The following is a 23,577-nucleotide window of genomic DNA, read 5'->3' on the forward strand; positions in this document are numbered from 1 at the left end:
GTTAACGTTGAGCAGATATCTGCTTGGCAATGGATTGAGTTAACTGATTGTAACCCTTGGCTAAAGTAAGTACTAATTCCGGATAGCCATCTTTTTCCTGTTTCAATTCAATATGGAATGGTCGCTTAATCAGATTGGCCGAGTTAGAGAGTATCCAGTATCCCTCAATCAATGCCCGCCCATCATAACGCCCATGAAAAGCCGTTATTGTGATGTCCAACGCATCTGCATCTTTTTCCAACTGTTGCCCAGAAACCAAACGATGTGGAAAGGCTCCGCTCAGCTCAGAGATCAAAATTTGCTGTAGTTGTTGCTGTAATGGGCTGGCCCACAAGTGATTTGATGCATTGATATAGCTCACCTCTCCTGTCTGATACACAATCCCAGAGGCCGCAAGGTAGTCAGAAAGATTTACGCTTTTTACCCATAACTGCGGTTCATGCTTCGCACCTAATTTGCCCTCCAGTAATGGCGACTTTTCCTGTGAGGCTAGCTTTTTCGGGGAAGCAGCTAAAACAGGGAGCTGGTAATACGTCTTTTGTGGCTGACTGCTACTGCATCCCGAAATAAATACACTTCCAATAACAAACGCACTAACGGAAGTAAGAAATGCCAATTTTAAAATTAACTTTTTCATTAATTAGCCGCCTTTTTGGGTTCAGGATCTTTTGTCGCTTCCGCTTCAAATACCAATGCGTTGCTCTTATTGTTCAGAACTTTTAAAACAGGTTGTAATTCACGCAATACCTGATCCAGCTGCTGCATATTGTCAACTAACTTATTGTAAGCAGGTGATCCTGGCTGAATACCCTGCATACTGCGATTTAATTCATACAGTGTATTTTGTATATCTTTAGGAAGCCCCTGAGCTTCTTTGCTTGCAAGAATACGATTTAATTCATCCATCGTTTTCTGTGCAGCTTTGATCGTTTTTTGGCTTTCTTCAAGTGTTCGCGTTGCCTGAATAAATACCGGCTCAATCTGCATATTATTAATTTTATCCAGCGTCATTATGACTTTTTGCTGGATTTGTGCCAGACCACCGCTCACTGTTGGCAGAGTGCCATAACCCGCGATTTCATTCGGCCCTTCCCAAACTTTTTCATTGGGATAAAAATCCAGATCGATAAACAAAGCCCCTGTCAGCAAATTGCCCGATTTCAACGTAGCCCTCAAACCCCGTGCAATAACTTCCCTCAATTCCTTTTTTGTATAAAATTCATTTCCTAATTCTTTTGAGAAACGCTCAGGTTCGATATGAATCAATACGGGAATACGGAATTCATTATCAAATCGCTGTTTAACACCTTCAGTATAAAACGGTATTTTTGCTACAGTTCCCACCCGGATACCACGGAATTCTACGGGTGCTCCCTGCTGCAAACCGCGCACTGAGTCAGAGAAAAATAATAAGAGGTCTTTATGCTCTGTATAAAGTACGTTTTGAATACTATTCTCATTATCATAAAGTTTGAAAACTTCTTTTTCTTTGACTAGGCTACCCAGCCCCCAACCTTTTGGTACATCAAAACTAACCCCGCCACCGAATAAGGTAGACAATGAAGCAACTTCAACCCGCAAACCTTGTGATGACATATCAAAAGCAACACCGCCGTCTTTCCAAAATCTGACATTCGTCGTCAATAAGCCATCGTAAGGTGCATTAATGAAAATTTGGTAGCGAACCAATCGAGATTTTGGATCAAAAGTACCTGTTTCAACCGACCCCACACGATATCCCCGAAATAACACCGGATCACCGGGAGTTAATCGCCCTGCTTTTTCACTGGTCAGGATAAGGCGCATACCTTTTGCATCAGGAGAGGCAAGCGGCGGTGAATCAAGCAGCGAAAATGTTCTTTCCTCTTCACCTTCCGTACTGGGCTGTAATTCGATGAATACACCTGATAATAATGTGCTCAGACCAGAAACACCCTCCCGCCCAATCTGAGGTTTTACGACCCAAAAAGCAGTATCTTTATGCAGAAGTCGCTCCATGCCAACATTCAAGCGCGCTTTAATGATAACCTGCCCCAAGTTATCACTCAGTGACACTCTTTCGACGACGCCGACATCAACACTGCGGCTTTTTATTTTCGTTTTCCCGGCCTCAATGCCTTCGGCATTGGAGGTTATCAGCGTGACTTCTGGCCCCTGATGACTGAAATGATAAAACAATATCCAAGCGCCAATAAGCACAGTGATAATTGGTACGATCCATACAGGTGACCAACTCTTGAGTTTACTGATTCTGGCCTGAGTCAGATCTTCTTCTTTATCCGTCACCTTACGACTCCTCATTTTTATGTCGTGCAAATCGGCTATTGGTTTTGTCCCAGGTTAAACGTGGATCAAATGTTATTGACGCAAACATCGTCAAGATAACAACCAAAGCAAACAGCACGGCTCCCGTAGCAGGATAGATACTCATTAGCTGCCCCATACGAACCAAAGACGATAATACTGCAATAACAAACACATCAATCATTGACCAGCGGCCAACAAATTCCACCATTTCGTAAATAAAATGCATTGTCTCAGAATCATTGTTACCTTGGCTTTTGGCATCCCAGCACAGCCAGCTAATCGCTAACATTTTCAATAAAGGCACCATAATACTGGCGATGAAAATGACCATCGCCACAGGGTAAGAGCCTGAACTCCAAAGTAAAATAATGCCTTCCAAGATAGTGGAATTAATGTGGCTTCCCAGTGCCTGAGTTACCATGATAGGCAAAACGTTTGCCGGAATATAAAGTATGACCGATGTTATCAGTAACGCCATTGTATACTGGAGGCTATGGCGGCGGCGGGCATATCCCTTTGAGTGACAACGAGGACATTCGGATTGTTCAGCAGGCAAAATCGCAGTACAACACTGGCAAAGTCTGACGCCTTGTACTAAACCCGGCTTTCCGGCTTCCAAAGTGTGGCAGACCGCAGGAGCGGGTTCTATTGCATTCCAAAACCAATGCCTGTCAAGGCATTGAAATGCCCTGACCTGAAATAAGCAGAATAGACAATAAGGCAGGAAGCTCAAACCGATGCTGATTTCGCCATATGCCATGAGCTTAACAAAGCTCACCAGAACTCCGGCAAGGAAAATTTCTGCCATGCACCATGTTTTCATCTTAAACAGAATACGCGCCAGCTCTATTTTCAAGCCGTGCGCCATTTTGACATTCTGGCATAAGAGAATAATGGCAACCATGCAAAATGTCGGCACAAGCTGCACGAAGATCAGGAAGAGCACCGCCATGCTGGAATAATCTTCACTGAACATGACTTTTGGGATCTGCGGCAGCGTAATTTCACTGACAATCCCTGCAACACTCATGCTGACAAAAGGAAACAGGCAAGCAAGCAAAAGCATTATTAATGCACTTACTGCATAACCTGTCGGCTGATTACGGGGCTCTTTCCACTTTGCCGTCAGCAAAGTATTACACCGAGGACAAACCGCCTTTTTCCCTTGTTCCAAATCAGGCACAGCCACCAGCATGTCACACTGGGGACAAAGAACCAGCTTGTCATACTGATGGTTATTGGAACACAAAGAGTTTTTCTCCTTTAGTAAAATCCACAAATCTCTTTTATACGGCAGAGGTTATCCATTCTTCAGCATTTCCAGCTCCTGCCAACGATCAAAAGCCTTTTCCAACTCTTGTTCTTTATTTGCTAACTCAGTCAGAATATTTTGTGTAATTTCGTGTGACTGGTTGAAGAATTCGGGATCACTGACCTGAGATTGCAATTTCTCTATCTCTTCTTCTAACTTTTCTAATAATGATGGTAGTTGTTCTAACTCACGCAGTAAATGATAACTTATCTTATTGCTTTTCCGATTAGATACCTCTTTCGGTTTTACTGACTTGGTTTCAACACTGCTCTTTTTCTCTGAAGACTGACGCAGGGAGACGGTTTGCGTCCGCTGCTGCTGAGCATCGTAATAACCACCCACATAATTGTTGACTTCACCATCACCTTCAAAAATCCAGCATTCAGACACTGAATTATCAACAAACTGACGATCATGACTCACCAGGATCACTGTTCCAGTATAGCTATCAACCAGCTCTTCGAGTAATTCTAATGTTTCAACATCAAGGTCATTGGTCGGTTCATCAAGAATCAACAGGTTGCTTGGTTTGAGGAATAAACGCGCCAGTAACAGACGGTTACGTTCCCCACCGGAAAGTGCCCTGACAGGCGTCATTGCACGTTTGGGATGGAAAAGGAAATCCTGCAAATATCCCAATACATGACGGGAGCGTCCATTAACCATGACTTCCTGTTTACCACCAGCAAGGTTATCTATGACGGTTTTATCGGGGTCCAGTGCTGCACGGTGCTGGTCAAAATAAGCCACTTCCAGTTTTGTGCCACAGTGAATACGTCCACTATCTGCCGATAAATCTCCCAGCATCAACTTCAATAATGTCGTCTTGCCGCAACCATTTGGCCCGACCAAAGCAATTTTGTCGCCACGTTGAACCTGAGCCGAGAAATTTTTGACCAATGTTTTATCACCAATCTGGTAATTCACATTTTCCATTTCAAACACGATCTTACCGGAACGTGCCGTTTCCCCGACCTGCATTTTTGCCGTACCCATAACATTACGGCGTTCTGAGCGTTCAACACGCAGCGCTTTTAATGCCCTTACCCGGCCTTCATTACGCGTGCGCCGTGCTTTAATACCCTGACGGATCCAAACTTCTTCCTGCGCCAGTTTTTTGTCAAATTCGGCATTCTGCATTTCTTCAACCCGCAATGCCTCTTCTTTGCCTTCAAGGTATTTATCGTAATTTCCCGGCCATGAAGCCAGTTTTCCCCGATCCAAATCAATGATGCGTGTTGCCATGTTGCGAATGAATGAACGGTCATGGGAAATAAAAACAAGGCTTCCGTTGAAATCTTTCAGGAAATTCTCCAACCATTCGATGGTCTTGATATCAAGGTGGTTGGTCGGTTCGTCAAGAAACAGAACCTTTGGCCCGCAAACCAATGCCCTGCCCAATGCGGCTTTACGTAGCCAACCACCAGACAATGAGGATAATTTCGCTTCTGCGGGCAATGAGAGTTGTTTCAACACGTCACTAATTCGGCTATCCAGTGACCAAAGGCCACGGACATCCAATATTTCCTGCAAATCTGCAAGTTGGTTAAGATTCTTTTCGCTAGGATCGGTCTCCACCACACGGGAAATATGGTGGAACGCTTTAATATATTCAGCCTGCTCTTTTACGCCTTCCGCAATAAAATCAAATACCGTACCTTCCACATCACGGGGAGGATCTTGTTCCAGACGAGCAACAACCAAATCCTGCTCATAAATGACCTGCCCATCATCTAATGGCTGTTCTTTCGCCAGAACACGCAATAGCGTCGATTTTCCCGCACCATTCCGTCCAACCAGACAGACCCTTTCGTTTTCTTCGATATGCAGCTCGGTGTTATCCAACAACGGCGCATCACTGAAGGATAACCAGGCACCGGATAAATTAATCAATGACATAATATTATTTTCCCTCTCCAGCGTGGCGCAGCAACCAGCAGTTATGAATCTGGCGGTTACGGGCAAAATCCGGAGATAAGGTTTTTCCTGTTATTTCGTCGGCAACCAGTCCTAACTTCGCCAATTCAACAGAATCTATTTTGAATCCCCGTTTATTATTGGAAAACATCAAGGTTCCACCACGGCGCAGCAGACGTTTTAGTTGTTTCATTAGTTCAATGTGATCACGCTGAACATCAAAAGTATCTTCCATTCGCTTGGAATTGGAAAATGTTGGTGGGTCAATAAAGATCACATCGAATTGTTCACTGGTCTGAGCCAACCACCCTAAACAATCAGCCTGAATTAAGCGGTGCTGACGTCCGGTTAAGCCGTTCGCCTGTAGATTTCTCTCTGCCCATTCAAGATAAGTACGGGACATATCCACCGTAGTTGTTGAACGCGCTCCCCCCAATCCTGCATGAACTGTCGCAGAACCGGTATAGGCAAATAAGTTGAGGAAATCTTTACCTTGGCTCATCTCACCCAATTTTTGGCGGGCAATGCGATGGTCAAGAAATAGGCCTGTATCCAGATAATCAGTCAGGTTAACCCAGAATTTCGCGCCATACTCGTTTACCAAAAAGAACTCTTGTTTCTCGGCCATTTTCTCATATTGGCTTTTGCCTTTCTGGCGTTGGCGGGTTTTCAGGATCAGTTGGTTAGATGTTAAACCGAGTACATTCATTGTCGCACTGATGACATCAAACAAACGTTGGCGAGCTTTATTGGCATCCACAGATTTTGGTGGCGCATACTCCTGAACGACGATTTTATCCGCATAGCGATCAACCGCAACATTGTATTCAGGTAGATCTGCATCATATAACCGATAACAATCAACACCTTGCTGTTTAGCCCATTTACTGAGTTTTTTCTCATTCTTACGCAAGCGGTTTGCGTAATCTTCAGCAATACCCGTATCCAACGGCTTAGGACTGTCCGATAACTGCTCAGATTTTTCGACAGACTGGATGGAATAGTTTTTCTGGACACAATCCAGTGGACCATTTTTTGCTTTAAACTCGCGCTCTGCACGTAATTGCAGGCAACTCAGCAGTTCTGGTGAAGCGCTGAACAGTGACAAACGCCAGCCGGGGAAACGGCTCTTCATGACACGACCAAATATACTGTGTAACGCTATCAATGCCGGTTCACTTTCAAGGCGCTCACCATAGGGCGGGTTGCTTAATACCGTTCCCGCAGTTCCTTCCGGCAGAGGATTTTCCAGTTTGCTTGTATCTCCCTGCTGGAACTGGATCAATTGAGCAACTCCCGCTCTGCGCGCATTTGAACGCGCCATATCCATTACACGGCGATCAATATCCGATCCGAAAAAGCGAGAAGTCGTTTCCTGTAACCCTTTACGGAAACGTACTTGCGCTTCAGTAGTCACTTCACGCCAGATTGTTTCATCAAATTTCAGCCATGATGTGAATCCCCAATGTGTACGATGCAAACCAGGGGCACCATCTGCCGCCATCATCGCAGCTTCTATTAATAGCGTTCCTGAACCACACATTGGATCAACCATTGGCGTACCTGCACTCCAACCTGAGCGCAGAATAATGGCTGCTGCAAGGGTTTCTTTCAGGGGGGCTTGTCCTGCCAGATCACGGTAGCCACGCATATGCAGGCTATCACCACTCAGATCAAGTGAAACGGTCGCTTTTTCTTTGTGTAAAAAGACATTCACACGGACATCTGGTTGTTGCTTGGCAACATCAGGACGCTGTTTTATTTTGCGTACAAAGCTGTCAACGATGGCATCTTTTACTTTCAGTGCGCCATATTGCGTATTTCTGATCTCCTCATTCGTGCCACTGAAATGCACGGAGAATGTGCTGTCGACGGAGAAAATCTCGCTCCAGTCAATCGATTGGACACCAAGATACAGGTCCAGATCGCTATAAACCTTGAATTCGTTGAGTGGCATCATGATACGGGATGCCAGTCTGCTCCACAGCAGACTTTTATACATTACCCGGTCATCGCCCTGAAAATGAACCCCACCTTGGGCAATCTTACAGGATTGCGCTCCCAGCATTTCCAGTTCGTTCTTTAACAGTTCTTCCAGTCCACGTGCCGTGCTGGCAAAGAGAGAGTTCATTTTATTAATCACCACAGAAAGTTCACCACAAAAAAATCGTGGCACATTATAGCCAATACCAGCGACATGTCATAAAATTGCTGACACGATCAAATATAAAAATATTTTGGAAAGAATCGATGTTAACTCTGTCGCGCCTCTATACCTACCCCGTCAAGTCCATGCGCGGATTGCAACTTTCGCACTCCCTCGTCAATGAAAGTGGTCTTACGTTTGATCGAAATTTTATGATAACCACCACAGACGGCACCTTTATTACTGGTCGCCAGTATCCACAGATGCTGCTATTCACTCCAACCATGCTCCATAACGGTCTCTATTTACAGGCACCAAATGGGGAAAGTGCGACCGTGCTTTATACTGATTTTAAGGAAGAGCGTTTACCTACCGAAGTTTGGGGAACTCATTTTACTGCCTTAGTCGCTCCTGAATCGATAAATATCTGGCTTAGTGGTTTTTTTAATACCTCTGTACAACTTCGCTGGATCAGTGAGGAATTAACCCGGCGGGTAAAGAAATTTCCCGACATCTCTTTATCATTCGCAGATGGATTCCCCTATTTAATTATCAATGAAGCCTCTTTTCATGCCTTACAGCAACGCTGCCCCGCCAGTATTAAAATAGAGCAGTTTCGCGCCAACATGATTGTCACTGGCGCAGCACCTTTTGAAGAGGATAGCTGGCAGGTTATTCAGATTGGTGATGTTATTTTTGACCTGCCAAAACCATGCAGTCGCTGTATTTTTACTACAGTCAGCCCGGAAAAAGGCCGTAAAAATCCTAAAGGTGAACCATTGGCAACATTACAATCTTTCAGAACGGCTGAAGAGAATGATGATGTCGATTTTGGACAAAACGCTATCGCCCGCAATAGTGGCATTATTCGTGTTGGTGATCGTGTCACTGTTTTAGAAAAGAAAACGCCACGCAAATATGGTCGCAGTGAACCAATGCAGGATTCAAATATACAGAAAGTCGTTGAGCAGGCTGTTTCTATTGACTTCAATGGACAACGTTTTATCGGAAACAATCAACAAATTATTTTAGAGCAATTGGAAAACCAAGGTATCAAAGTCCCTTACTCATGTCGTGCCGGTATTTGTGGTTCCTGTAAAGTATCCTTGATTGAGGGTGAGGTCGTGCCATTAAAATCATCTTCAATTAAAAATAATGGTAAAATTTTGGTGTGTAGTTGTATTCCAAAAAATGATTTAGTTATCGAATTAAACTAGAAATCAATAATAAATAACAATGATATTTACATTTAAATCAGACTGTATGGATAAAACTATCTGTCTGATTTTTTATATCCCTATCTATCGTTTTTTTAAAGACTCTTATTGTTGAATTGTTAATCTGACAAATATTCAGGAAGGAAAAAACTATGCAAGTGGTTAGGAACCTAAATATATCTGATACAAATATATCTGATGCGGTGTAATTATCGGGATTATAAATGCAGTAATCTCGCAACATTAAATCGCCCTGTCATATATCGAAATCTGGGTTGGTTCAATATAAGGTATCAAGCGATCGTTCATTACCTTAATGGGGTCACAGAAGTTCATCACACGATCATTTAACGCTAACTTTTGTTGTGCCAATAGACACAAACTCGCGTTGTCACCGGACTCTGCCACCATAAAGGGAACTTCAGTTCCACAATCCTGTAAGCGAACTTGAACAATTTCTCCGTGCTCTGGTTTCTGAGCTAAAGAAAAACTGGAGAAATACCAACTTTTGGGCATTTGTGGTTTTATAAAGCGAAATGCGATGACCCCATTCAGGGCTAATTCCGCTCTGAGGGCAGGAGCCATATTAATACGACGGGAATGTTCTTCGAAAGCATAATAAAGCGCAGCATCATCGACAGAGAAAGACATTTCTTTCATTGTAATCGCGTAATCTGTCAATATTTTGGCAGGAAAACAGGAACGGAAAACCATACCATTAGCCAGATCGAGCATGACACGACTATGCTCAGGATCAAAATACCAGCGCCACTGATCATCAGGTCTAATTTTCATCGCTCACCCTTACTATGCTCAGAATAGTATACTCAAAATAGCTTTTTTGGTTAAAAATAAGCACAACCATTAAATGGAAAACCAAAAGAAATGATAAAAAATTTAATCTATCAAATAAAATATAGTCGAGATGAGGGCAGAAATAAACCCCCATCACCAAATTGTAGCAAATAATCAGATATGATTAATGATATCTTTGATTAGTTTTGGCCCTTTATAGATAAAACCAGAATATATCTGAATCAGCGAAGCGCCGGCTTCCATTTTTTCTCTGGCGGCAACAAGCGAATCAATTCCACCCACACCAATAATCGGTATTTCACCTTTTAATTCTTGCGAAAGACGTCGAATAATTTCAGTGCTACGTAATTGAACAGGACGACCACTTAATCCCCCTGCTTGCTGACACTGGTTCAATCCTGCGATAATCTTTCTGTCCAATGTCGTATTAGTCGCGATAACTCCATCAATATGATAGCGCATCAAACTATCAGCGATTTTTATTAATTCCTCTTCTGAGAGATCAGGAGAAATTTTCACAGCAACGGGAACATATTTTTGAAACTTCTGTTGAAGTTCATTTTGCTTAGTTTTAATCGCAGATAAGAGATCATCCAGCGCTTCACCATACTGTAATGTTCTCAAACCCGGAGTATTAGGAGAAGAAATATTGATAGTGATATACCCAGCATGAGGGTAAACCTTATCCATGCAAATTAAATAATCGTCTTTCCCATTCTCTACAGGAGTATCTTTATTCTTACCAATATTGATCCCAATAATTCCGTCGTATTTTGCCCGTTTGACATTTTCAACCAAATTATCCACACCAAGGTTATTAAACCCCATCCGGTTGATGATCCCTTCAGCTTCAACCACCCGGAATAATCTTGGCTTATCATTTCCCGCTTGTGGGCGTGGTGTTACTGTACCTATTTCAACAGAACCAAAGCCCATCGCACCAAATGCATCAATGCAATCACCATTTTTATCAAGGCCGGCGGCTAAACCCAGTGGATTTTTAAAAGATAATCCCATGCAAGTAACGGGTTTAGTGGCAACTGATTGGCGGATGAGAAATTCGAAAGGAGTACCGGTGACGCGTTTGAGCTGGCGGAAAGTAAGCTCGTGTGCCTGTTCAGGATCAAGCTGGAACAATGCTTTCCGTACTAGAGAATAACACATTTAGATTAACCTATTGTTTTTATGAAAGAATTGTCAGTTATGCATTTTAAGTTATACACAATTCTATACATATATTTGCTGCTTTATCGTGGCTGGAAAAGGTCACTAATTTACCATTTTCTGAATAAACAAAAAAGTCTTCTTTATAGACAAACATATTTTGGTAGATACCCCCCAGCCTCAACCGGAGGGTATTTAATACCCGACGTCTTTCAAGCTACAGCTTTGTTGAATCCATTAGGTATACAAATTAACTTTCAAGTGCTTTGGTAATTTTTTCGAACAAATCACCAGACAAATCTTCCAGTCCTTTTAGCTGTTCCAGTGCTGTACGCATTAAAGCCTGACGTTTTTCATCATAACGTTTCAGACGAATCAATGGATCAATCAAACTTGATGCAACTTGCGGATTTCGGCTGTTCAAATCCGTCAGAACTTCTACCAAGAATTGGTAACAACTGCCATCTTCGGTATGGAAAGCCACTGGGTTGCTGACAAAGAATGTTCTCAACAGTGAATAAATGCGGTTTGGATTGCTCAGGCTGAAAGAGCGGTGCTCCAGCAAACCACGCACTTTATCAAGCACATCAAAGGCTGGATTGGTCGCTTGAATCCTGAACCATTTATCCATGACCAAGCCATCCTGATGCCAGCGCTGATCAAATTCATCCATTAATTGATAGCTGCAAGGTAATTCAGCAGATACCGCCGCAGACAATGCAGCGATACTGTCAGTCATGTTATCAGCCTGATAGTATTGCGCCGCCACTAATTTATCAGACTGTTCTTTGTCATCAATAAAGGCCAAATAATAGAGACAGGTATTCCGTAAATCACGTTTCGCAATGTCCTGATGAACCACACGATATGCACCGGTGTGAAGACTGTGATAAACCGCTGCAAACTCATCCGCCATTTCATTCGCCAGCGCTTTAGTCATCGCGCCAAGTACATTATGAATGGCTTGAGGATCGACGACCGTAAACAGTTCTGCCATTTCATTTTCGGACGGTAAAGTCAGAATCAATGCAGCCAATGCCGGATCGATTTCCTTATTCAGCAGCACAGCACGGAAAGCATCAATGACATGCATTGGCAATTCCAGTGGCATGGATTTCTGGTTACGGGCAACATTCAGTTTCACATAATTGGCTAACAACGCCTGCGCTGCATCCCAACGAGCAAACTCATTGCGCGCATGTTTCATCAGGAATGAAAGCTGATCATCACTGTATGGATAATCCAGTTTCACTGGCGCAGAAAACTCACGCAGTAAAGAAGGAACAGGCAATGACGGAACATCATCAAATACAAATGATTGCTCTGCATGGATAATATTCAGGACATGATGTACAGGCTGCCCATCACGACGGAGAGGGATGATATGCCCATGCTCATCATAAAGCTCAATGTCCAGAGGAATGTGCAAAGGTTGTTTTTCTTTCTGACCAGCCGTTGGCGGCGTCATTTGACTTACGTGCAGGGTATATTGCTGTTTTTCTGCATCATATTCGTCACGGACGGTCAATACTGGTGTTCCTGATTGGCTATACCAGCGACGGAATAGTGTTAAATCAACGTTTGAAGCATCTTCCATTGCCTGAACAAAATCATCACAGGTTGCCGCGCTGCCATCGTGACGATGAACATAGAGCTGTATACCCGCCTGAAATTGCTCTTCGCCCAATAAGGTATGGATCATCCGAATAACTTCTGACCCTTTCTCATAGACGGTCAGCGTATAGAAATTATTCATTTCCATCACTTGATCGGGACGGATAGGATGAGCCATCGGGCCGGCATCTTCAGCAAACTGGGCGGCACGCATGACACGCACATTATTAATGCGGTTGACAGAGCGTGAACCCAAATCAGAACTGAATTCCTGATCACGGAATACGGTCAGGCCTTCTTTCAGACTTAACTGGAACCAATCACGACATGTAATGCGGTTTCCTGTCCAGTTATGGAAATATTCGTGACCAATTACCGCTTCAATGGCAAGGTAGTCTTTGTCCGTCGCCGTTTCCGTTTTTGCCAGTACATATTTGGAGTTGAAGATGTTCAGACCTTTGTTTTCCATCGCTCCCATATTGAAGAAATCAACAGCAACGATCATATAGATATCAAGGTCATACTCCAGACCAAAGCGCGTTTCATCCCATTTCATTGAGTTCTTCAGGGATGTCATCGCCCAGTCAGCACGATCCAAATTACCGCGATCCACAAACAGTTCCAACGCAACTTCACGGCCACTGCGGGTCACAAAAGTATCACGAAGAACATCGAAATCACCGGCAACCAGTGCAAACAAATAAGCCGGTTTTGGGAATGGATCCTGCCATTTCACCCAGTGACGACCATCGCTCAATTCACCCTGTTCAATGCGGTTACCATTGGAAAGCAGAAATGGATACTTGGATTTATCCGCTGTGATGCGAGTCGTAAAGCAAGCCAGAACATCCGGACGATCCAAATAATAAGTAATATGGCGGAATCCCTCTGCCTCACATTGAGTACACAGGGCATCGCCAGACACATATAGCCCTTCAAGCGCTGTATTTGCCAACGGGCTAATTTCATTCACAATCTTTAAGGTAAACTGGGCCGGAAGTTGTTCAATAAGCAACTTGCCGTCTTGCTCCTGATAATGCTTCCATTCTTTATCATCTATATAGATGTTTTTCAGAGTGATATGTTCTCCATCCAGAACCAGTGGAGTAATATCATTAGTCAGACGTTTTACCTGACTGATTGCTGTTACCGTCGTTTTGTCAGCATCCAGTTCAAAATCGAGATTAATATCAGTAATTGTGTAATCTGGTGTTTTATAATCCAGACGGTGTTTAATGAGTCGCTGTTGTGTCATAGGGAACCTTTTCCATTACTCTTAACAAGCATGTTTTAACCGGTATAATTGATAACATCTAGATAACCTTAACTATAAGCCGCCTAGCATATCGTGTTTCCATAAAAACGTTCAAACCGCTAACGCTGCCATAGAGACACGATCCTTTCAATCAGTTAGTCGCTTTTTTTAGATGTTAATAACTTATTAAATAAAGGTATAAATGATGTGGTCAGCATATTAGTACTTTCGTGCTAATTGTCATCTCATATCTCATTTAACATGATATTATCTATAAATGGATTAACCTTAATCTTTAGGCTCGGGAAAATATATGCAGCTATGTGGCTTCAATAACCCACTAATCACGGTATACTGTCCTGACTTTATCGATTTAGCAGACACGAATACGCTCCGCGAGGATGCCTGACGCGCCATGACTTTAGACGCTACCCCGATTATCAAATCACTGCTTGATACTGATGCTTATAAATTTCATATGCAGCAAGCAGTGTACCACCATTACAACAATATTCCTGTCGTTGCAGAATTTCGTTGTCGTGGTGATGAGCTGCTCGGCGAATACGCCGAGACGTTACGCCATCAAATTGACATGATGGCTGATTTAACCCTGACGAAACGTGAAGCCGATTATCTTTCCCGCCTTCCGTTTTTTAAAGAGGATTACCTGAACTGGTGCAAAACCTTCCGTTTTGATCCTAAACAAGTGAAAGTCTCTGTTACCGATGAAGGGCAATTAGCCATCCGCATTTCCGGTCTGTGGCACGAAGTTATTCTGTGGGAAGTGCCTTTGCTGGCGCTAATCAGCGAACTGGTTCATCGTCATCGCTCCCCTGAAGTAACGCCAGAAGACGCGGTTATTCAGCTTAGAAAACTCATTGAACTGTTTCATAAAGATGCTGCGGAAGAGCATATCGACCTGTCCGGTTTTAAATTAATGGATTTTGGTACTCGCCGCCGTTTTTCACACGAAGTACAGTACGCCATTATCAATGAGCTGAAAAATAACTTCCCTTATTTGATTGGAACCAGTAATTATCAACTGGCGGAACAGCTTGATCTTCCTCCTCTTGGTACGCAGGCTCATGAATGGTTTCAGGCGCATCAGCAGATCAGCCCTGAACTCGCCAACAGCCAGCGGGCAGCACTGAAAACATGGTTGAATGAATATCCGAATCAGTTAGGCATAGCGCTAACTGACTGCATCACCATGGATGCTTTCCTGCGCGATTTTGATAAGTCATTGGCGACAGCTTACCAAGGTTTGCGCCATGACTCCGGTGATCCTATCGAATGGGGTGAAAAAGCCATATCACACTACCAATCATTGGATATCGACCCAATGACGAAAACGCTGGTGTTCTCTGACAGTCTGGATTTACAAAAAGCATTAGCGCTATATCGTCATTTCCATAAAAGAATTAATGTCATTTTCGGAATTGGCACACGCCTGACTTGTAATATTCCGGGGGTGAAACCACTGAACATTGTTATCAAGCTCGTAGAATGTAATGGCAAACCAGTGGCAAAACTCTCTGACAGCCCGGGAAAAACCATCTGTGAAGATGATGAATTTGTCGATAGGTTACGCCGGGCATTTGATATTCCCTATATAGAGAAAGTAGTATAATCCCGCCGATTATCTCTTGCGTAACCTGTTTTATGCCGGTTACGCAAGTAAAAAGCGACTTTTCCCTTTATTTCCTCGCTAAGCCCCGCAATTTCTTCTTGTTTCCTGAGAGATGACAAGTAAGATAGACGATCTGCCCCTAATGGGGGGTATTTATGGTAAATCTATCTAGTTGTCCAATTCACTAATATAAAGAAGAGAGAAATTTATGAGCGTAGCGCCTGTAGTCAATGTACTGCAAGGCCGTGTTCCGGTTGACAACGAAGTCACCGTTCGCGGTTGGATACGTACAAGGAGAGATTCTAAAGCTGGTATCTCGTTCCTCGCCGTCTATGACGGTTCCTGCTTTAATCCATTACAGGCCGTCGTTAATAATGATTTACCTAATTATCAGGATGAAGTATTACATTTAACCACGGGCTGTTCTGTAGAAATCACGGGAACAGTGGTTGAATCACAAGGCAAAGGCCAGTCTTTTGAACTGCAAGCGACTAAAGTTGTTGTGGTTGGCATGGTTGATGACCCTGATACTTACCCAATGGCTGCTAAACGCCACAGTATCGAATACCTGCGTGAAGTGGCGCATCTTCGTCCACGCACCAATCTGATTGGCGCAGTTGCACGTGTTCGCCATACCTTGGCACAGGCCCTGCATCGTTTCTTCCATGAGAAAGGCTTCTTCTGGGTATCAACTCCACTGATCACTGCATCTGATACTGAAGGTGCAGGTGAAATGTTCCGCGTTTCTACGTTGGATCTGCAAAACCTGCCACGCACCGATAAAGGCGAAGTGGATTTCAGCCAGGACTTCTTCGGTCGTGAAGCGTTCCTGACCGTATCCGGTCAGTTAAACGGTGAAGCCTATGCTTGTGCATTGAGTAACGTTTATACCTTCGGCCCGACTTTCCGTGCAGAAAACTCCAATACCAGCCGCCACTTGGCAGAGTTTTGGATGGTTGAACCAGAACTGGCTTTTGCTGACCTGAATGATATCGCCAAACTCTCCGAAGAAATGCTGAAATATGTCTTCAAGGCTGCATTGGAAGAGCGGGCGGATGATCTGGCATTCTTTGCCGAACGTGTTGATAGCGAAGTTATCACTCGTCTCGAGAAGTTTGTCGATTCTGACTTCATTCAGTTGGATTACACCGATGCGATAGAAATTCTGGAAAATTGCGGGCAGAAATTTGAGAACCCAGTTTTCTGGGGTGTTGATTTGTCATCAGAGCATGAGCGTTATCTGGCAGAAAAACATTTCGAAGCGCCAGTGATCATGAAGAACTATCCAAAAGACATCAAAGCCTTTTATATGCGTATGAATGAAGATGGCAAAACTGTTGCTGCAATGGATGTTCTGGCTCCGGGAATCGGTGAAATCATCGGTGGCTCTCAGCGTGAAGAGCGTCTGGATATGCTGGATAAACGTCTGGAAGAGATGGGGCTGAATAAAGAAGATTACTGGTGGTATCGTGATCTTCGTCGTTACGGTACAGTTCCTCATGCTGGTTTCGGTCTGGGCTTCGAACGTCTGGTCGCTTATGTTACTGGTGTATCCAACGTTCGTGACGTTATCCCATTCCCACGGACACCAAGAAACGCAAGTTTCTAATGAATCAGCTTAATAAACAAGCTAAAATCAATCCCCCGAAAAGCCAGCGAAAGTTGGCTTTTTTTGTTTTATAGCAAAAACTGCACGAAAAAAGTTCCCTGATATTTACATTTTGAAACACCTATTTTCACTTTGTTACTGATTTTATGCTTTTGTAGCATTTTGAGGGTAGATAAAATTCATTTCGAATGGAAAACTGGTCGCCGACTAATAAGACACTCGATAACCACAAATAGTTCCAAAAATTTTTAGTGTTCTATTTCTGGCAGTGGCAGGTGTCTAAATAACACCAATGAGGGTAATAATAATGAAGCGCAATATTCTTGCAGTGGTAATCCCAGCTCTGCTGGTTGCTGGTACAGCAAACGCAGCTGAAATCTTTAACAAAGATGGCAACAAACTGGATCTGTACGGTAAAGTAGACGTTCGTCACCAAATCTCAGACAAAAGAAGTGGTGAAGACGGTGATGCTTCCTACGCACGTATTGGCATCAAAGGCGAAACTCAGATCTCTGACCAACTGACTGGTTTTGGTCGTTGGGAATACAATCTGAAAGCTCATAAAGAAGAAGCTAACAGCAGCGGTACTGCTTATACTCGTCTGGCTTTCGCTGGCTTGAAATTCGCTAACTACGGTACACTGGATTACGGCCGTAACTACGGCGTAAACTATGATGTCAACGCATGGACTGACGTACTGCCAATCTTTGGTGCTGATTCCATGGCTCATACTGATAACTACATGACTGGTCGTGCTACTGGTCTGTTGACTTACCGTAACACTGATTTCTTTGGTCTGGTTGATGGCCTGAATTTTGCCCTGCAATACCAGGGTCAGAATAGCGATCGCACCAAAAACAAGCGTAGCGGTGCTACAGCAAATGGTGATGGCTACGGTTTGGCTACCACTTATGACGTAGGTTACGGTATCACTGTTGGTGGTTCTTACGCTAATTCTACTCGTGGCCATGACTGGGATACCGGCAAAGCTCACGGTAAGCGTGCTGAAGCATGGAACATCGGTGCTAAATACGATGCTAACAACGTATATCTGGCAGCTATGTACGGTGAAACCCGTAATATGACTCCAGTAAAAGGTGGAAATAAAGACATCTATTTCAGTGGTGTCGCTAATAAAACTCAGAACTTTGAATTGGTTGCACAATACCTGTTCTCTGATTTAGGTCTGAAACCATCTCTGGCTTATGTTCAGTCTAAAGGTAAAAATTTAGGTGAGCCAAGAAGCCAGCATAGCGCAGATCTGGTTAAATATGTTTCTGTAGGTTCTTACTACTACTTTAACAAAAACCTGTCTACCTATGTTGATTACAAAATCAACCTGCTGGACAAAAACTACGGTGGCGATGCAAACGCTCGCAACGTATTCGGTGTTGGTCTGACTTATCAGTTCTAATCACCGCTGATAAACTGTTTAGCCAAAAGCCAAACATATTTATCTCAGAAAAGCAGCGCTCCGGCGCTGCTTTTTGCATTTTATCTCTCTGTTTTTTCAGGCTCTTTTTCTCACTTCGTAAACTACTTCACAAGATTTTATTCTTTTTGCTACAAGTAGTTGGCAAATGAGTTCCTTAGCGTTACCCTGAGCGGCGTGTAACTTATTTTGGGCTTAACTCTCCGAGTCTTGGAATCAAAAAAATGTTTGAGAAAATTACAGCAGCGCCTGCCGATCCTATTCTTGGTTTAGCTGATAGCTTTAAAGCCGATCCTCGTGACAATAAAATCAACTTGGGTATCGGTGTCTACAAAGACGAAACGGGTAAAACCCCTGTTCTGACCACCGTTAAAAAAGCAGAAAAATTCCTGCTGGAAAACGAAACGACCAAAAATTATCTGGCAATTAGCGGGTTACCTGAATTTGGCAGTGTTACTCAGGAACTGCTCTTCGGTAAAACCAGCCATGTGGTAACTGATAAGCGCGCCCGTACTGTACAAAGCCCAGGCGGAACCGGCGCACTGCGCACTGCCGCTGATTTTATTGTTAAACAGACCAATGCAAAACGTGTCTGGATCAGCAACCCAACCTGGCCAAACCATAAAGGTGTTTTCGCCAGCGCTGGTTTAGAAATTCGCGAATACGATTATTATGATGCAGAAAAACATGCCCTGAATTTTGATGGCATGTTGGCAAGCCTGTCTGAAGCTCAAGCGGGTGATATTATTCTGTTGCACGGTTGCTGCCATAACCCAACCGGTATCGATCCAACGCCTGAACAGTGGCAGAAACTGGCTGATTTATCCGCTGCAAATGGTTGGTTGCCTGTGTTTGACTTTGCTTACCAAGGTTTTGCCAAAGGATTGGATGAAGATGCAGAAGGTCTGCGCATTTTTACCAAGAACCACAATGAACTGATCGTTGCCAGCTCTTATTCCAAAAACTTCGGCCTGTATAATGAGCGTGTTGGTGCTTGCACCATCGTTGCAGCAGACAGCGATACCGCAGAAAAAGCATTCAGCCAAGCGAAGTCTATTGTTCGTACCAATTACTCCAACCCACCAGCACATGGTGCTTCCGTTGTTACGACTATCCTGTCCAACGACGATCTGAAAGCAGAATGGGTTCAGGAATTGGCGACAATGCGTGAGCGTATTAAACGTATGCGCCAACTGTTTGTGAACACCTTGCAAGAAAAAGGTGCAAAACAAGATTTCAGTTTTATTATCTCTCAGAATGGTATGTTCTCATTCAGCGGCTTGACTAAAGAACAGGTTGAGCGTCTGCGTGAAGAATTTGGTATTTATGCGGTCGGTTCTGGTCGCATCAACGTGGCGGGTTTAACACTGGAGAACATGGTTCCTCTGTGTGAAGCGATCGTTGCTGTACTCTGATTTTATCTGAGTACTTGGATTACATTCCTAAAAAGCCGCTTTTGTAGCGGCTTTTATCTTTCTTATATCATTCTTTGCTATATCATTCCTTGCTTATGCTATTCGCTGCTTGCTCAGTTCATTGTATAAGAAAAAAATTTTCAATTAATCTTGCAGAAAAGGATTAGTTTTCCGTTCATGTCCTAATGTTGACATCGGCCCGTGACCGGGAATGAATTGATAATCATCTCCCAGCGGCAGTACTTTTTCCTTAATGGATTGAATCAGCACATCATAATTTCCGCCGGGGAAATCAGTACGACCAATACTGCCTTTAAACAACACATCGCCCATAGAGATTAATTTTTCAGTGTGATTTGCAAGGATAATATGTCCCGGTGTGTGCCCCGGACAGTGAAAAACAGACAGCTCAACATTGCCAACTTGCAGTGTATCTCCTTCATCTAACCAACGATCCGGCGTGAAAGACGGGCATGGCTCAACCCCAAACATTTGGCATTGAATTTCCAATCCTTCTATCCAAAAAGCATCTTCCTTGTGTGGCCCATAGACAGGAACATCAAAATGTCTGGAAACTTCAACGGTAGCACCAACATGATCATAGTGGCCATGTGTCAGCAAAATTTGTGTCAATTTCAGCTCACGACGCTCTATTTCAGCAATAAGTTGTTCGGCATTCCCGCCGGGATCAACAATTGCGGCTTCCTTAGTTTCTTCACACCAAATCAATGTACAATTTTGCATCGCCATCGTGACGGGGATAATGTGGTATTTCATTATATTACTTAACTCCACAATCAAGACTCATTGGATATAATCATTGGATATAAGTATAAGATTACCACGTCCTGACTGGCCCTGTATCAATATGAATAAAATTACTTTTTGGATAAAAACCTACGCCACCAGCCCGCATTTTCAACGCAGCTTTGCGAATATGTGCAAGTTGAGTACCATCAATATGGAAATCCATCGCTTGCCCGCGAGTATGATAACTGTGTTTTGCGACTCCACCACTGGCTTCGCGCAACAGATTATTTGTCGTCAACGAACGATAACCAGAAACTAATTGAACAGACTTATTTATTCCCATCATCATTTGCAATAAATAAATTTGATCAAATAGTTTTGGATCAATAGTTTTAACTTTATTTTGACGGAAATCACGAAATAAATGATTCAGACGCGCTAATTCTGATTTGTTATAACGGCGACCATCAAAGAATTCAGCTTTAATTGTTTCTCCTGTATGCAGATTATCGAATCGTAAAATTCTAGGACGTGGCGTCGTCAATGCGGCCAAAGCGGGTTGAGACAATAAACCTAGCCCCAATGCGGCCACGCTGACGCCGAGCCACTTTCGGCGATCGTGGTCAATATCATTCATGGAAATATGCCCTGCTATTCTATGATTTATTAATAATTTCTAAACTACATTAATAATAGAGTTTAACCGACTAATAAGACATCAACAAATAAAAAGTAGTTTCAATTATTTTTGTATATTACTGTAAATTTACCCGCTTATAATTGTGACCAATCTAACATAATACAAATTATATTAGACATAGATGGAATATTAATGAAGATATGTTAATGGAAAATATCTTTCATATGACATATAACTGATCCATCAATACCAATGAAAAATAGCTCATCAATAGCGCATTCCCGGCAATAAAAATGCTTAAAAAAGAATTGGTAATATAAAAAATGGTGAAGAAATATTATTTCCTTCACCATTCATAAAATAGGGTATTAACATAAAATTTATTTTTTCATTAATTAGCCATGCTACTTGAAATTCTCTCCCTTGTGATCTTGGATACAAATTCCGATTGTTGTCTGGCACTCATATCATAGTCATAGATATCAGCACGATATTGTGGAGCACCTTTTTCATCAACCCAAGCAGTTTGATAATAGAGAAAAACAGGAATTTTCTTGGGAATATTTACATATTTTGTCGTCCATGTTTTCAAAGAGTTACTCACTTTAACTTTATTCCAGCCTGCATCTCCCAACAGCATATCAGCCAATTCAGGCGCTTTATTTACACGCACACAACCTGAGCTGATAGCCCTCATTTCTCGGCCAAAAGAAGCCTGATTTGGCGTGTCATGTAAATATATCGCCTCTGAGTTTGGCATATTAAATTTAAAGCGTCCTAATGAGTTAGTGGGACCCGGTGCCTGCCGTATACGATAAGGAAATTTACTTGGTGTCACAACCTCCCAATTAATCGATGCAGGATCGACAACCTTGGCATCATTACTCCAGCTGGAAAAAACCGTATAACCCCGGGTACGAAAATAACTCGGATCACGCATTGCTCGTGGTGCAATATCCTTCCGAGTCATACTCGTAGGCACAGTCCACGGTGGATTAACCACCACATTATTTAATTCACTGCTCATAATGGGCGTTTTACGACTGGGCCGCCCGACGACAACTTTAGAACTTAATACTTCTTTGCCATCCAAATAATAAAACAGTGAGTAATTAGGAATATTGACCAGAATCCCGGTAGGTATATTGCCGGGAATAATCCGTAGTCTCTGTATATTTAACGCCATAATGCGGGCACGAGTTTGTGGCGTTGTATTTAACCATGCTTTGGTTGATTGTCCGATAACACCATCAGCGGATAACCCGTGCAAAGCCTGAAAGCGTTTGACAGCAGCCACTAACTCTTTGCCATAAACCTTATTATCAGATTGAACTGCTGATGAATCCAAAGTACCTGAACGGACTAATATTTTTCGAAGTGCGGCCACACTTTCACTACTTTGACCTGGTCTCAACGTACCTTTAAGTGAAAATTCAGTCCATGGTCGTTTATCGGATAATTGCTCCAGCATTTCCTTACGCATATTTTCATACATCGGATGCTTAGGTGATAAAGCCGAAATATAACCAGCGACATCATTATTATTAATATGCTCTTGCCATTTATCGATTAAATGAGAAGGTGGTAAACTCATTTTATAGGTATTTTTTCCATATAACCAAGAGTCTCCTTTTTTCTTAACAGCATTGGTAAAATGAAGATAACCTAGCATAGCATCAGATAAAATAACATCACGGCCCATATCACTTAATTCAGGAGTATGAAGTTGTACCAGCCATTTTTCAAATTGGGGCTGAAAACCAGCTAATGACATCTCAATGAGTTGATTTTCAAACTGTTGAATGGCTTTTTTATCCTGCCATAGTGATTTCATTTTATTGGCAGTATATAACGTTGCCAATCGATCGAGGAATATCGGTTTTACTTGTTGTGGTAACCAATTTTGTAACTGTTGCCGATTTTCATCAATAGAGAGTACCGAAGGCATAAGAATAGTCTTATCAGATGAAACAACGGTCTCCGCCTTTTTTTGTTCCTCTGGTAATTGTTGCACATCACTTGTCATCAATCCATTTTGTTGATTTGCAAAGGCTCCCTCTGACACCGCCAATGCGCTACAGATAAAAGAAACTTTCAGTAATCTGATCGTGTTCTTTGCCATAAGCGTTCACCTCCCGGTTTTATGCATGCAGCTGTCCAATGACTTATTCTAATTATCAGCAGTCCTATTTTATCAGAAAAGAATAGTAATAATTATATACTAATTCTCTCTTACGGTAGAGTATCTCTCCAAATAGATCCAATCACTCTAATCAAAATAAAATATTCATTTTAATAAAATACCTTATGCTGGCTTAAAAAAACAAAAGGCACTAAAAGTGCCTTTAATCAG

At 42.7% G+C, this 23,577-nt stretch carries 16 protein-coding genes; 5 read left to right on the forward strand and 11 right to left on the reverse strand.

The window, feature by feature from the left end; all coding sequences use genetic code 11:
• Nucleotide 1: 1 nt before the first annotated feature.
• From pqiC to rlmKL, 5 genes are read right to left on the reverse strand one after another with little or no spacing between them, the layout of a single operon-like run.
• Nucleotides 2–637 carry a membrane integrity-associated transporter subunit PqiC gene (pqiC, locus tag FE394_RS14320; protein ID WP_319927039.1) on the reverse strand — a complete coding sequence of 212 codons (636 nt, stop codon included), beginning with the start codon at nucleotides 635–637 and terminating at the stop codon, nucleotides 2–4.
• Nucleotides 637–2,301, reverse strand: coding sequence for an intermembrane transport protein PqiB (gene pqiB, locus FE394_RS14325; RefSeq protein ID WP_319927040.1), 1,665 nt, complete (start codon nucleotides 2,299–2,301; stop codon nucleotides 637–639). Before pqiB ends, pqiC begins: the two co-directional genes overlap by 1 nt.
• Nucleotides 2,288–3,556: a membrane integrity-associated transporter subunit PqiA gene (gene pqiA / locus FE394_RS14330; protein WP_319927041.1), complete on the reverse strand. Its 1,269-nt coding sequence runs from the start codon at nucleotides 3,554–3,556 to the stop codon at nucleotides 2,288–2,290. The genes pqiB and pqiA overlap by 14 nt, the downstream gene beginning before the upstream one ends.
• Nucleotides 3,557–3,607: 51 nt before the next feature.
• Nucleotides 3,608–5,518 carry an ABC transporter ATP-binding protein gene (locus tag FE394_RS14335; protein WP_319927042.1) on the reverse strand — a complete coding sequence of 637 codons (1,911 nt, stop codon included), beginning with the start codon at nucleotides 5,516–5,518 and terminating at the stop codon, nucleotides 3,608–3,610.
• 4 nt (nucleotides 5,519–5,522) lie between these two features.
• Nucleotides 5,523–7,667 (reverse strand): bifunctional 23S rRNA (guanine(2069)-N(7))-methyltransferase RlmK/23S rRNA (guanine(2445)-N(2))-methyltransferase RlmL, encoded by a 2,145-nt coding sequence (gene rlmKL, locus FE394_RS14340; RefSeq protein ID WP_319927043.1) that lies wholly within the window; start codon nucleotides 7,665–7,667, stop codon nucleotides 5,523–5,525.
• A 119-nt stretch (nucleotides 7,668–7,786) separates the two neighbouring features.
• On the opposite strand from rlmKL, the gene FE394_RS14345 reads away from it, so the two are divergent.
• Nucleotides 7,787–8,899, forward strand: a complete 1,113-nt coding sequence (locus FE394_RS14345) for a YcbX family protein (protein WP_319927044.1) — start codon at nucleotides 7,787–7,789, stop codon at nucleotides 8,897–8,899.
• A 243-nt stretch (nucleotides 8,900–9,142) separates the two neighbouring features.
• Here the strand turns inward: FE394_RS14345 and FE394_RS14350 are convergent, their stop codons facing one another.
• The 3 genes from FE394_RS14350 to pepN form a co-directional block, all read right to left on the reverse strand.
• Nucleotides 9,143–9,694 carry a cell division protein ZapC gene (locus FE394_RS14350; RefSeq protein WP_319927045.1) on the reverse strand — a complete coding sequence of 184 codons (552 nt, stop codon included), beginning with the start codon at nucleotides 9,692–9,694 and terminating at the stop codon, nucleotides 9,143–9,145.
• Nucleotides 9,695–9,868: 174 nt separating this feature from the next.
• Nucleotides 9,869–10,879 (reverse strand): quinone-dependent dihydroorotate dehydrogenase, encoded by a 1,011-nt coding sequence (pyrD, locus tag FE394_RS14355; RefSeq protein ID WP_319927046.1) that lies wholly within the window; start codon nucleotides 10,877–10,879, stop codon nucleotides 9,869–9,871.
• 250 nt (nucleotides 10,880–11,129) lie between these two features.
• The gene (gene pepN, locus FE394_RS14360) at nucleotides 11,130–13,748 is read right to left on the reverse strand and encodes an aminopeptidase N (RefSeq protein ID WP_319927047.1); all 2,619 of its coding nucleotides are present in this window, start codon (nucleotides 13,746–13,748) and stop codon (nucleotides 11,130–11,132) included.
• A gap of 415 nt (nucleotides 13,749–14,163) precedes the next feature.
• On the opposite strand from pepN, the gene pncB reads away from it, so the two are divergent.
• The 4 genes from pncB (at nucleotide 14,164) to FE394_RS14380 (ending at nucleotide 19,834) form a co-directional block, all read left to right on the forward strand.
• Entirely contained in the window at nucleotides 14,164–15,378 is a 1,215-nt protein-coding gene (gene pncB / locus FE394_RS14365; RefSeq protein WP_319927048.1) for a nicotinate phosphoribosyltransferase, read from the forward strand.
• Between the two features lie 208 nt (nucleotides 15,379–15,586).
• Nucleotides 15,587–16,987, forward strand: a complete 1,401-nt coding sequence (gene asnS / locus FE394_RS14370; protein WP_319927049.1) for an asparagine--tRNA ligase — start codon at nucleotides 15,587–15,589, stop codon at nucleotides 16,985–16,987.
• Nucleotides 16,988–17,294: 307 nt separating this feature from the next.
• Nucleotides 17,295–18,401 carry a porin gene (locus FE394_RS14375; protein ID WP_319927050.1) on the forward strand — a complete coding sequence of 369 codons (1,107 nt, stop codon included), beginning with the start codon at nucleotides 17,295–17,297 and terminating at the stop codon, nucleotides 18,399–18,401.
• 242 nt (nucleotides 18,402–18,643) lie between these two features.
• Nucleotides 18,644–19,834, forward strand: coding sequence for an amino acid aminotransferase (locus FE394_RS14380; protein WP_319927051.1), 1,191 nt, complete (start codon nucleotides 18,644–18,646; stop codon nucleotides 19,832–19,834).
• Between the two features lie 144 nt (nucleotides 19,835–19,978).
• On the opposite strand, the gene FE394_RS14385 is transcribed toward FE394_RS14380, so the two are convergent.
• The 3 genes from FE394_RS14385 to ldtD form a co-directional block, all read right to left on the reverse strand.
• The gene (locus FE394_RS14385; RefSeq protein WP_319927052.1) at nucleotides 19,979–20,611 is read right to left on the reverse strand and encodes an MBL fold metallo-hydrolase; all 633 of its coding nucleotides are present in this window, start codon (nucleotides 20,609–20,611) and stop codon (nucleotides 19,979–19,981) included.
• A 61-nt stretch (nucleotides 20,612–20,672) separates the two neighbouring features.
• Nucleotides 20,673–21,221: a peptidoglycan L,D-endopeptidase MepK gene (gene mepK / locus FE394_RS14390; RefSeq protein ID WP_319927053.1), complete on the reverse strand. Its 549-nt coding sequence runs from the start codon at nucleotides 21,219–21,221 to the stop codon at nucleotides 20,673–20,675.
• Between the two features lie 394 nt (nucleotides 21,222–21,615).
• Nucleotides 21,616–23,346: a L,D-transpeptidase gene (ldtD, locus tag FE394_RS14395; protein WP_319927054.1), complete on the reverse strand. Its 1,731-nt coding sequence runs from the start codon at nucleotides 23,344–23,346 to the stop codon at nucleotides 21,616–21,618.
• Nucleotides 23,347–23,577 lie beyond the last annotated feature (231 nt).

Origin of the sequence: Xenorhabdus littoralis (assembly GCF_033949345.1) — a bacterium.
Classification (GTDB): Bacteria; Pseudomonadota; Gammaproteobacteria; order Enterobacterales; family Enterobacteriaceae; genus Xenorhabdus; species Xenorhabdus littoralis.

Coding starts and splice junctions, on each gene's coding strand:
- pqiC (WP_319927039.1), bottom strand. CDS start 637: ATGAAAAAGTTAATTTTAAAATTGGCATTTCTTACTTCCGTTAGTGCG.
- pqiB (WP_319927040.1), bottom strand. CDS start 2,301: ATGAGGAGTCGTAAGGTGACGGATAAAGAAGAAGATCTGACTCAGGCC.
- FE394_RS14335 (WP_319927042.1), bottom strand. CDS start 5,518: ATGTCATTGATTAATTTATCCGGTGCCTGGTTATCCTTCAGTGATGCG.
- rlmKL (WP_319927043.1), bottom strand. CDS start 7,667: ATGAACTCTCTCTTTGCCAGCACGGCACGTGGACTGGAAGAACTGTTA.
- FE394_RS14345 (WP_319927044.1), top strand. CDS start 7,787: ATGTTAACTCTGTCGCGCCTCTATACCTACCCCGTCAAGTCCATGCGC.
- FE394_RS14350 (WP_319927045.1), bottom strand. CDS start 9,694: ATGAAAATTAGACCTGATGATCAGTGGCGCTGGTATTTTGATCCTGAG.
- pyrD (WP_319927046.1), bottom strand. CDS start 10,879: ATGTGTTATTCTCTAGTACGGAAAGCATTGTTCCAGCTTGATCCTGAA.
- pepN (WP_319927047.1), bottom strand. CDS start 13,748: ATGACACAACAGCGACTCATTAAACACCGTCTGGATTATAAAACACCA.
- pncB (WP_319927048.1), top strand. CDS start 14,164: ATGACTTTAGACGCTACCCCGATTATCAAATCACTGCTTGATACTGAT.
- asnS (WP_319927049.1), top strand. CDS start 15,587: ATGAGCGTAGCGCCTGTAGTCAATGTACTGCAAGGCCGTGTTCCGGTT.
- FE394_RS14375 (WP_319927050.1), top strand. CDS start 17,295: ATGAAGCGCAATATTCTTGCAGTGGTAATCCCAGCTCTGCTGGTTGCT.
- FE394_RS14380 (WP_319927051.1), top strand. CDS start 18,644: ATGTTTGAGAAAATTACAGCAGCGCCTGCCGATCCTATTCTTGGTTTA.
- FE394_RS14385 (WP_319927052.1), bottom strand. CDS start 20,611: ATGAAATACCACATTATCCCCGTCACGATGGCGATGCAAAATTGTACA.
- mepK (WP_319927053.1), bottom strand. CDS start 21,221: ATGAATGATATTGACCACGATCGCCGAAAGTGGCTCGGCGTCAGCGTG.
- ldtD (WP_319927054.1), bottom strand. CDS start 23,346: ATGGCAAAGAACACGATCAGATTACTGAAAGTTTCTTTTATCTGTAGC.